This window comes from Rhodococcus sp. (in: high G+C Gram-positive bacteria), assembly GCF_049299235.1.
GTDB lineage: Bacteria > Actinomycetota > Actinomycetes > Mycobacteriales > Mycobacteriaceae > Rhodococcus.
Map to the genome: position 1 here is coordinate 1 of NZ_JBAQXC010000150.1, position 9147 is coordinate 9147.

The following is a 9147-nucleotide window of genomic DNA, read 5'->3' on the forward strand; positions in this document are numbered from 1 at the left end:
GGGGCGAGCACCGTCGCCCGGGTGGCCGCTGCGGTCGCGTCCCGGGGTATCGAGGTCGCGGACATCGCGTTGCGCCGCCCGTCGCTCGACGAGGTGTTCTTCGCCCTCACCGGCGACGGTTCGACACCGCTGGGGGCCGCGGCGTGAGCGGTTTCGTTGCCGGATACACACCGCTTCGGCAGTGGTGGGTCCTCACCGACCGTGGGGTGCGATCGGCGCTGCGTGGCGGTTCGGTGGTGACCGCGCTGATCGCACCGGTGGTGTTCACGCTCGGCTTCTATGTTCCGCTGCACGCGGTGGTCACGATGTTCTCCGGTGGCAGCGTCGACTACGGCCGGTTTCTGATGCCGCTGCTCGCATTGCAGGCGGTGTCGTTCACGGCGATCACCGCGGCGTTCGTCGCGGCTACCGACGCGGTGCGCGGCGTCGACCGGCGTTTCGCGACGATGCCGATAGCTGCCGGTGTTCCGGTGGCGGCACGGGTCTCGGCGAGTGCGTTTCGTTGCGTTCTCGCGCTCGTGGTCGCGGTGGTGTGCGGCCATCTGATCGGATTCCGGTTCGACGCCGGACCGGCTGCGGCCCTGGGGTTCTGTGTGCTGGCGTTGTTGATCGGTGTGGTTCTCACGTTTGTCGCCGACGCCGTGGGGGCCTTGTCGCGCAGTCCCGAGGCAACCACCCGGGCGCTCGCTGTTCCGCAGCTCGTACTCGGGATGCTCTCGTGTGGTTTCCTTCCTCTCGAGCAGTTCCCGCAGTGGTCGCAGCCGATCGTCCGGAATCAGCCGGTCTCGCAGTTCTCGATCGCGTTGCGCAGCCTGGCCGACGGGACAGCCGACGCGCGTTCTCTGCTCCCGACGGTGTTGTGGCTGTCCGCGCTGCTCGCGATCGTCGGATGGATGTCGGTGCGCGGTGTCGGGAGGCGATCATGACGACGGCGCACATCGAGGAGGATTCGGTCCGAGTCTTGGTGGTACACACGTGGTTGCAGGCTCAGCGCCTGTTGACCCGGTGGTGGCGTGATCCGATGACGCTGGTGCAGACCCTCGCCTATCCGGTCGCGATGCTGGTGATGCTCGACGTCGTACTCGGCCGGCAGGTCACGGCGTTCGCCGGCCACGATGCGCTGTACGGCACGGTGCCGATGGTCGCGGTGATGAGTGCACTGCTCGGTTCGCTCGCGGGTGCGGTCACGCTTCGTCGCGAATGCGAGGCGGGTCTGCCGGGACGGTTGTGGACGTTGCCTGTTCATCGGGCGTCGGCGCTGTTGTCGCGGTCGGTCGCGGAGGCGGTGCGGATCACCGTGACCACCACGGTGATCGTGGCGATCGGGGTGGTGTTCGGATTCCGATTCCACGTCGGGGTGGCCGCTGCGTTCGGATTCGTGGTGGTGCCGGTGATCCTCGGTGTCGGCTTCGCGGTCCTCGTCACTACCGTCGGTCTTTCGTCCTCGAATACCGTTGTCATCGAGGGTATTTCGCTGTTGTGTACGGTGCTGCTGTTCTTCAACCCCGGTTTCGTTCCGGTGAGTGCGTATCCCGGCTGGGTTCGCCCGGTGGTGGAGAATCAGCCGATGACCGCGGCGGTTACGACGATGCAGGCATTTTCGCTGGGCGGTCCGGTCACCGAACCGCTGGTCCGGACCCTGGTGTGGTCGGCCGGACTCATCTGTGTGTGCGCCGTCCCCCTTGTGCGCGGGTACCGCCGCGCCCTGTGCTGACGCCCACACCAGTCGACGACGGGGACAGCCGCGCGGTGCCGGCAGCGCGCGGCTGTCCGCCCGGAGTGTGGAAGCCTCGGGCGTGCGGTGTCGGGACTATGCGTCGGTCGCACCGGCGCATCCGGCCGGGTCGGGTCCGGGCATGCGCGTGCATTCGTCGAAGGTCGGAACGGCACTGCCGGAACCGTCGGCGCGCTCGATGAGCAGCGCGATCGTGTCGAGGAGTGCGCCGATGCGCAGGTCGAACGGCGTGGCGGCATTGTCGAACGCGCCGACCGTCCACAGTCGCGTCATCGTCGGATAGCGGGTGGGGTCGAAGGTGTTCTCCCAGAAGTCGGTCTGCGCGGACCAGTACGCCTCGTAGTCGGTTCCCTGATCGCGTTCGTCGGCGACCTCCGCGTCGGCGGCGCGCGCGAACCCCGATACCGCCTGGTTCACGACCCCGAGGGTCTCGACGATCTGGTTCGCGGTCAGGCCGGTGTCGACGAGGATGCGGTATGCGGCCTCGTCGACGTCGAACACGTGTGGCGCCAACGGCATCCGCCAGGTGTTGACGGTGAGTAGCCAGGTATGGGTGCGCAGCAACGCGAAGTATCCGCGCGCGTAGGTCTCGAGGGCCGGTCGCCAGGGCAGTGCCGGATCGGGCAGCGAGAAGTCGGCGTAGGCGCGGTCGATCATGGCGTCGACCAGGTGATCGCGCGACGGCACGTGTGAGTAGAGGGTCATCGTGCCGACACCGAGTGCGCGTGCCACCGAACGCATCGACACGGCGGTGAGGCCGTTCTCGTCGGCGATGGCGACCGCCGCGTCGACCACGTGTGCGCGGCTGACCCGGGCGGGACGACCGCGCGTCGGGGTCGGCGGCGGTTCCCACAGCGGCGCGAATCGTTTGTTGCCCGCAGCGGGTGCGGTGCTGCCGGACGGGTCGGTCTCGCCCATTCGATACTCCTCGGAGAAATGCCGTTGCGCGTTGTTCTCGTACAGCGTACCGTCGAACTTGTGACTGAATCGGTACACCGTACGGAAAATGCGATTCGGGCGAGGGGACTCACGAAGACCTTTCGTCGAAGGAAAGAGACTGTCGAAGCGGTCAAAGGTATCGACATCGACGTCGCCCAGGGGGAACTCGTGGCCTTCCTCGGCCCCAACGGCGCCGGAAAATCCACCACGATGCGCATGCTGACCTCGGTGCTCACGCCGACGTCGGGCGCCGCGGAGGTCGCCGGACGCGACGTCGTGCGCGACCCGGCTGCGGTCCGGGCCCGCATCGGATACGTCGGCCAGGGCAATGCCGGTGGATACTCCTACCGGGTCGGCGACGAACTGCGGAACCAGGCGCGGTTCTACTCCGTCCCCGGCGACATCGCGAAACAGCGCGCTTCGGACCTGCTCGAGGCGCTCGAGTTGACCGGGCTCGAGAAGCGCACCGTGCAATCGTTGTCCGGTGGACAGCGCCGCCGGCTCGACGTCGCGATGGGCCTGATGAACCATCCGCGGCTGTTGTTCCTGGACGAACCCACCACCGGTCTGGACCCGCACGCCCGCGCCAACCTGTGGGAGCACGTCCTGCGACTGCGCGAGGAGAACGGCATGACCTTGCTGCTCACCACCCACTACCTCGACGAGGCCGATGCGATGGCCGAACGCATCGTGCTGATCGACAACGGCACGGTCATCGCCGACGCCACCCCCGAGGTACTCAAACGCGACTACGCCGACGACGTCGTCACCGTCGAACTGGCCGGAGGAGAAGACGCCGCGACCGCGCGGTCGGTGCTCCCCGCGACCGTCACGTCCGTGACCGAGACGTCGTCGGCTGCGGGTGCGGTGCGGCTCGCGCTCGCCACCCACAACGGTCCCGAACTCGTCCCGCCGCTGATGCGGGCGTTGGACTCCGCCGGCGTGGCCGTCACGTCCACCGACGTGAAACCCGCATCGCTCGACGATGTGTTTCTGAACCTGACCGGCAGGTCCCTGCGCGAGGAGGCGGCATGACCGACCTGATCAACCGGACCACGGCCGACTACGACGCCGTGACCGACCGTTCCCGGCTGCGCAAGTGGCTGCACGACGTCGGTGCGGTGTTCACCCGTGAGATCCTCGTGGTGCTGCGGGACCCGTTCTCGCTGATCTTCTCGCTGCTGCAACCATTGGTGTTCCTCGCGTTGTTCGGCCCGCTGCTCGACGGCATGCTCGGTGCCGGTGGCATCGACGGCGAATCCGCACTGCAGTGGTTCCTGCCCGGTGTGCTCGTGATGATCGCGATCTTCGGCACCGGGATGGTCGGCGGAAACCTGCTGTACGAGTTGATGACCGGTGCCTACGAACGCATCCTCGCGACGCCGCTGGACCGGTCGTCGATCCTCGTCGGCCGGGCACTGAAGGAGTTCGCGCCACTCGTCGTGCAGGCACTGCTCATCACGGTGGTGGCGATCCCGTTCGGTCTCGCCTTCTACCCGGTCCAGGTACTGGTGGGTCTGCTGATCCTCGGCATCTTCGGGATCGGTCTCGGTGCGCTGTCCTACGCGCTGGGTCTGGCCGCGAAGGGCAGGGAATGGCTGTTCTGGGGGGTGCAGCAGTCGGTCATCTTCCCGCTGCTGCTGCTCGCCGGCATGATGCTCCCACTCGACGCCGGACCCGGCTGGATGCAGGCGGTGGCGAAGCTGAATCCGCTGACCTACGTCGTCGACGCCGAACGGGCACTGTTCACCGGCACCCTGTGGGACGCGGACGTCGCGTGGGGATTCGTCGCCGCATTCGTCACCTGCGCGGTCGGGTTGTGGGTCGGCATCCGCACTGTCAACCGGACGATCTGAGCCCGGTCTTCACCTCGACCGCTCGAGTGCCGCGACCGGGAGAACGCCCACGACCTCACCGAGGGGAACCGAACCGGTCAGAGTCCGGCCGGTGAGCCGATCCGTCCACGTTCCGGGAGGAAGGTCGAGGAGAGTTCCGTCCCAGCCGGCCTCGCGCACGCGTGCGGTGTGCAGAATCGCCACCGCAGCGACGTCGAGGTCGGCTGCGGCCGGTCCGCGGCCGAACGCCAGCACGTGCCCGGCGGCCGGGCCGGATGCGAGCAGCGGGACGTACGCTCCGCCGACAAAACTCGCGGGCCGCGCACGACGCAGCCGCAGTGCCTCGCGCACGACCCGGAACTTCGCAGGGGCCGCGTTCGGATCCGCGAGGAGTCTTCTGCGGGCATCGAAGTCGACCGGCCGCCGATTATCCGGGTCGACCAGCGAGTCGTCCCACAGTTCGGTGCCCTGATACACGTCGGGGATGCCGGGGCCGAGCAGTTGCAACAGCTTCTGGCCGAGCGACACGGCGGCGACGTGCGGTGCCGTCGCGCCGACGAACGCGGTCAGCGCATCGCTCACCGGACCGGAGACGATCGCGTCGATCCACGCCGCGACCGCGGTCTCGAACCCGTCGTCGATGTTCGTCCACGTGGTTCGGGTGCCGTTTTCCCGCAGCGCCTTTCGCACGTACTCGTGGATGCGGTCGCGCAACTCCGCGGTGACCACCCCGTCCTCGGGCCACACGCCGAACAGGGTTTGCCACAGGAACGATCCGATGGCGGGATCGGGACTCGGCACGGCGCCGTCCCACGCGGCCAGGTGCGCGGCCCACTGCGCTGCCACCTGCGAGAGCACCGAAATGCGTGCGCGCACATCCTCGCTGCGCTTGGTGTCGTGGGTGGACAGCGTCGTCATCGTTCGTGGCCACCGCCGTGCCCGCTCGTGCCAGGCGAGTTGGAACTGCGACACCGGCATCGCAAACCGGCCCGGCTGCCCGCCGACCTCCTGCAGCGAGATCAGCCGGGAGGCACGGTAGAACAGGCGGTCCTCGACCGCCTTTGCGGTCGCCGCACCGCACACCTGCCCGAACCGCGCCGCGGCCTCACCCTGTGCGGCCAGCGCGCGGGCGACCAGTCGCAGGGCCGGTTCCAGATCGGGGCGGGAATCCGAGACCTCGCCGACGACCCGCGGTAGGAGACCGGCGAGGGGCGCATAGTCGGCCCGGTACACCGGCAGCGCCGCCGCCACGGCAATCACCGCCTCCCGCACCGACTCCGCCTCGACACCGGCCGCCTCGGCGTTCCGTCGCACCACCCGCACGAGCCGGCGCACCTCGGGTGCCAGTCCGCCGGCGAGGACCTCCCGTTTGGACTGCACTTCCTGCTGGTGGAACCACGCCGCGTCCTCGGCTGCCCCGGTGCAGCGGCGGGACAGTTCGGTCAGCACCGATTCGCCGCGCGGATCGACGAACACCGCGGCGAGTTCGTTCAACGCGTCGTATCCGGTGGTGCCGTCCACCGGCAGCGTAGGGTCGAGCGGTTCGGCGGCGCCGAGGATCTTTTCGACGACCAGCCAGCGGTCGGGGCCGAGCAGTGCCCGCAGTCGGATGAGGTACTCGGCCGGGTCTGCGAGCCCGTCCGGATGGTCGACGCGGATGCCGTCGATCAGACCGCCGTCCACCCATGCGCGAACCTGCTCGTGCGCATCGTCGAACACGACCGGGTCTTCGACCCGGACCGCCGCGAGATCGTCGATGGTGAAGAACCTTCGGTAGCCGACGAGTCCGGCGTTCCACGGCACCAGCCGGTACACCTGCCGGGTGTGGATCTCGGTCGCGGTGCCGCTGTCGGTGCCGGGCGCGATCGGAAAGAGCTTGTCGTAGTAGGCGAGCATCGGTTCGGGACCGCTACGGTCGACGGTCAGGTCGCCGGGGCCGTCGCCGGCGCCGAGCGCGGGCAGCGCGATCTTCCCGTCTGAGCCGTTGTCGGGGGCGACGTCGATGTCGAAATGTGTGGCGTAGCGGGAGCTTTGCCCGTGCTGCAGCACATCCCACCACCACCGGTTCTGCCGGGCGTCGGCGACCCCCACGTGATTCGGCACGATGTCGATCACCAGACCCATGCCGCGCGATCGTGCCCGATCGGCGAGCGCGTCGAGGCCGGCGCGGCCGCCGAGTGCTTCGGAGACAGTGGAGGGGTCGGTGACGTCGTAGCCGTGCGTCGAGCCGGTCGCAGCGGTGAGGACCGGCGACAGATAGAGGTGGCTGATGCCGAGTTCGTCGAGGTAGTCGACGAGTTCGGCAGCGTCGTCGAACCGCAGTGCGTCGCCCCGCAACTGCAGGCGGTAGGTTGCCGTCACCGGGATCGGAGTGCCGGGAACGCGCCGGACGGTGGGGGGCTCCATGACCAATAGACCCTAGTTCGGGTGACGCGCCGGTGCTCGCCGGGGACGACCGGCTGTCGTCGCGGGAATGCGTTTGAGTCGGCCCGGGCCTGCTGTTAGCCTGAGTCGATTTACCTTACGCTAACCTAATTTGCGGGTGGCGGTGCGACGCTCGGCGGTGTCCCGTGGCGTCGCCGCGGCCGACGGCACCCGCATCAGTGGACGTCGCAATACCTGCAGCACACCGACGAACGGAGCCACCGGATGACCACATCGGACAGCGTCGACGACCTCACCGAAAAGTTGGTCCTGCACGATCTCGTGCCCCGCCGCCTGACGGTCCTGCGCACGGTCGACCTGACCCCCCGGATGCGGCGCATCGTCGTCGGCGGCGCACAGATCGACCGATTTCCGCACGGGACGGGCCGGCCCACCGACCACGTGAAACTGTTCTTCCCCGACGACACCGGTGATATCGCCATGCCCGGTATCGAAGACGGCGGCCGGTGGGTCGAACCGGACGGTCGTCGACTCGAGTTCCGGGACTACACGATCCGTGCGTTCGATCCCGACACCGGTGAACTCACCCTCGATTTCGTGTTGCACGAGCACGGCGTCGGTGGGCGGTGGGCGACGACCGTGGAGGTCGGTGCGCCCCTCGGTGTGCTCGGCCCGCGCGGCTCGGTCCTGGTCCCGACCGGATATCCCGCCTACCTTCTCGCCGCCGACGAAACCGCGCTGCCCGCGCTGGCCCGCTGGCTCGTCGAACTCCCCGCGACCGCGAACATCCAGGCGTTCGTCGAAGTCACCGACGCGGACGACGAAATCGACCTCGAGCATTCCGCGCACGCACAGGTGACCTACCTGCATCGCGGTACCGCCGCACCCGGCAGCACCGAGTTGCTCGCCGACGCGATCCGCGCCGCCACGCTGCCGACCGACCCCTACTATGTGTGGGCCGCCGGCGAAGCAGGCACCCTCAAACCGATCCGGCGCTACTTCCGGCGGGAACTCGGCCTGCCCAAGCATCGTGTCGACATCGACGGGTACTGGAAGCGCGGGGTGGTCAACCTCGATCACCACGACGACGAGGGCGACGACGCCTGACCGAACCCCGCCAGGTGCCACGACCCCACGAGGAGCCATGAAGCTACGCCCACCGACATTCATCCCCGCCGAACCGGTGCCGACCCCGCCCATCCGAGTCGACGAGAACACCACCGCACGGCAATTGACGGTCCGCACCATCTTCGCGGCGCGCCGGCTCACCGTGCCTGCGGCGGTGCTGATGATCGGGCATCAGGTCGGTGAGGCACTCGTTCCCGTCGTCATGGGACTGGCGATCGACCGCGCCATCGCCACCCACGACGGCGCCCAACTGGTGCTGTGGATCGTGGTGCTCGGCGCGGTGTTCACGATGCTCTCCTTCTCGTTCCGGTTCGGTTCGAGAATCGGGCTGCTCGGCATGCAGGCGGTGCAGCACCAACTGCGCACCCGCGTCACCGCCCGCATCCTCGATCCCCGGGGAATGGCCGGTCCGGCGCGGCTCCCCGGGGTGTCCCTGTCGATCGCCACATCCGATGTGCAGCGGCTGGCGATGGCATCCGCGATCGGCGTCTATCCGATCGGTCAGGTCGCCGCGGTGATCTTCACCGGCATCGTCCTGCTCACCATCTCGTGGCCGCTCGGTGTCGCGGTGCTACTCGGCGCCCCCACCATCCTGGGGATTCTCGACCGTGCCGGTGGGTCGCTGCGGGCCCGCAGCGAACACCAGCAGGAGATGGCCGCACGAGCCGCCGGAACCGCCACCGACCTGGTCACCGGATTCCGCGTCGTCAAGGGCATCGGCGGTGAGCGGGTCGCTGCGCGCCGCTACGATGCCGCCAGCCGCCGTGCCCTGCACGGCGTGCTCGCCGCGTCCCGCTCCGAAGGCGTCTATCTCGGTGCGATGGAATCCATTTCGGGCTTGTTCGTCGTCGCGATCGGTGTCGCTGCCGGCCTGACCGCGGTCGGGGGTGGACTCACCATCGGCCAGTTGATCACCGTCGTCGGGCTCACCCAGTTCGTGATGGGGCCGCTCGGGGCACTCGGTACCAACGCCGGGGCGGTGTGGGCGGCGGCACTCGCATCGGCCCGCCGCATCCTCACGGTGCTGCAGGCGCCCCCGGCCACGACCATCGGCACAGTCGGTGCGGAGGCAGCGACCGGGCCGTTGCGCATCGACGGGCTCACGCACGGTCCCCTGCGCGGACT

General features: G+C 68.7%; 8 protein-coding genes. 6 read left to right on the forward strand and 2 right to left on the reverse strand.

What is annotated here, in order from left to right:
- Positions 1-143: 143 nt before the first annotated feature.
- Positions 144-926: an ABC transporter permease gene (locus WAX14_RS09195; RefSeq protein ID WP_422627777.1), complete on the forward strand. Its 783-nt coding sequence runs from the start codon at positions 144-146 to the stop codon at positions 924-926.
- Complete coding sequence (locus WAX14_RS09200) at positions 923-1714, forward strand: ABC transporter permease (protein WP_422627778.1); 792 nt, start codon at positions 923-925, stop codon at positions 1712-1714. Before WAX14_RS09195 ends, WAX14_RS09200 begins: the two co-directional genes overlap by 4 nt.
- A gap of 96 nt (positions 1715-1810) precedes the next feature.
- Here WAX14_RS09200 and WAX14_RS09205 read toward each other — a convergent pair whose 3' ends face one another.
- On the reverse strand, positions 1811-2653 hold the full coding sequence (locus WAX14_RS09205; RefSeq protein ID WP_422627779.1) for a TetR/AcrR family transcriptional regulator: 843 nt from the start codon (positions 2651-2653) through the stop codon (positions 1811-1813).
- A 60-nt stretch (positions 2654-2713) separates the two neighbouring features.
- On the opposite strand from WAX14_RS09205, the gene WAX14_RS09210 reads away from it, so the two are divergent.
- Both WAX14_RS09210 and WAX14_RS09215 read left to right on the forward strand, forming a co-directional pair.
- Entirely contained in the window at positions 2714-3709 is a 996-nt protein-coding gene (locus WAX14_RS09210) for an ATP-binding cassette domain-containing protein (RefSeq protein WP_422627780.1), read from the forward strand.
- The gene (locus WAX14_RS09215; RefSeq protein WP_422627781.1) at positions 3706-4530 is read left to right on the forward strand and encodes an ABC transporter permease; all 825 of its coding nucleotides are present in this window, start codon (positions 3706-3708) and stop codon (positions 4528-4530) included. The genes WAX14_RS09210 and WAX14_RS09215 overlap by 4 nt, the downstream gene beginning before the upstream one ends.
- Positions 4531-4539: 9 nt before the next feature.
- Here WAX14_RS09215 and treY read toward each other — a convergent pair whose 3' ends face one another.
- Positions 4540-6915, reverse strand: coding sequence for a malto-oligosyltrehalose synthase (treY, locus tag WAX14_RS09220; protein WP_422627782.1), 2376 nt, complete (start codon positions 6913-6915; stop codon positions 4540-4542).
- Between the two features lie 243 nt (positions 6916-7158).
- Here treY and WAX14_RS09225 point away from each other — a divergent pair, with 243 nt between their 5' ends.
- Both WAX14_RS09225 and WAX14_RS09230 read left to right on the forward strand, forming a co-directional pair.
- Positions 7159-8001: a siderophore-interacting protein gene (locus WAX14_RS09225; protein ID WP_422627783.1), complete on the forward strand. Its 843-nt coding sequence runs from the start codon at positions 7159-7161 to the stop codon at positions 7999-8001.
- Positions 8002-8038: 37 nt separating this feature from the next.
- On the forward strand, positions 8039-9147 hold a 1109-nt coding region (locus WAX14_RS09230), incomplete at its 3' end, for an ABC transporter transmembrane domain-containing protein (protein WP_422627784.1).

Bases quoted from the DNA above. Each gene is read 5' to 3' on its own strand.
- WAX14_RS09200 (WP_422627778.1), top strand. From the start codon at position 923: ATGACGACGGCGCACATCGAGGAGGATTCGGTCCGAGTCTTGGTGGTA.
- WAX14_RS09205 (WP_422627779.1), bottom strand. From the start codon at position 2,653: ATGGGCGAGACCGACCCGTCCGGCAGCACCGCACCCGCTGCGGGCAAC.
- WAX14_RS09215 (WP_422627781.1), top strand. From the start codon at position 3,706: ATGACCGACCTGATCAACCGGACCACGGCCGACTACGACGCCGTGACC.
- treY (WP_422627782.1), bottom strand. From the start codon at position 6,915: ATGGAGCCCCCCACCGTCCGGCGCGTTCCCGGCACTCCGATCCCGGTG.
- WAX14_RS09225 (WP_422627783.1), top strand. From the start codon at position 7,159: ATGACCACATCGGACAGCGTCGACGACCTCACCGAAAAGTTGGTCCTG.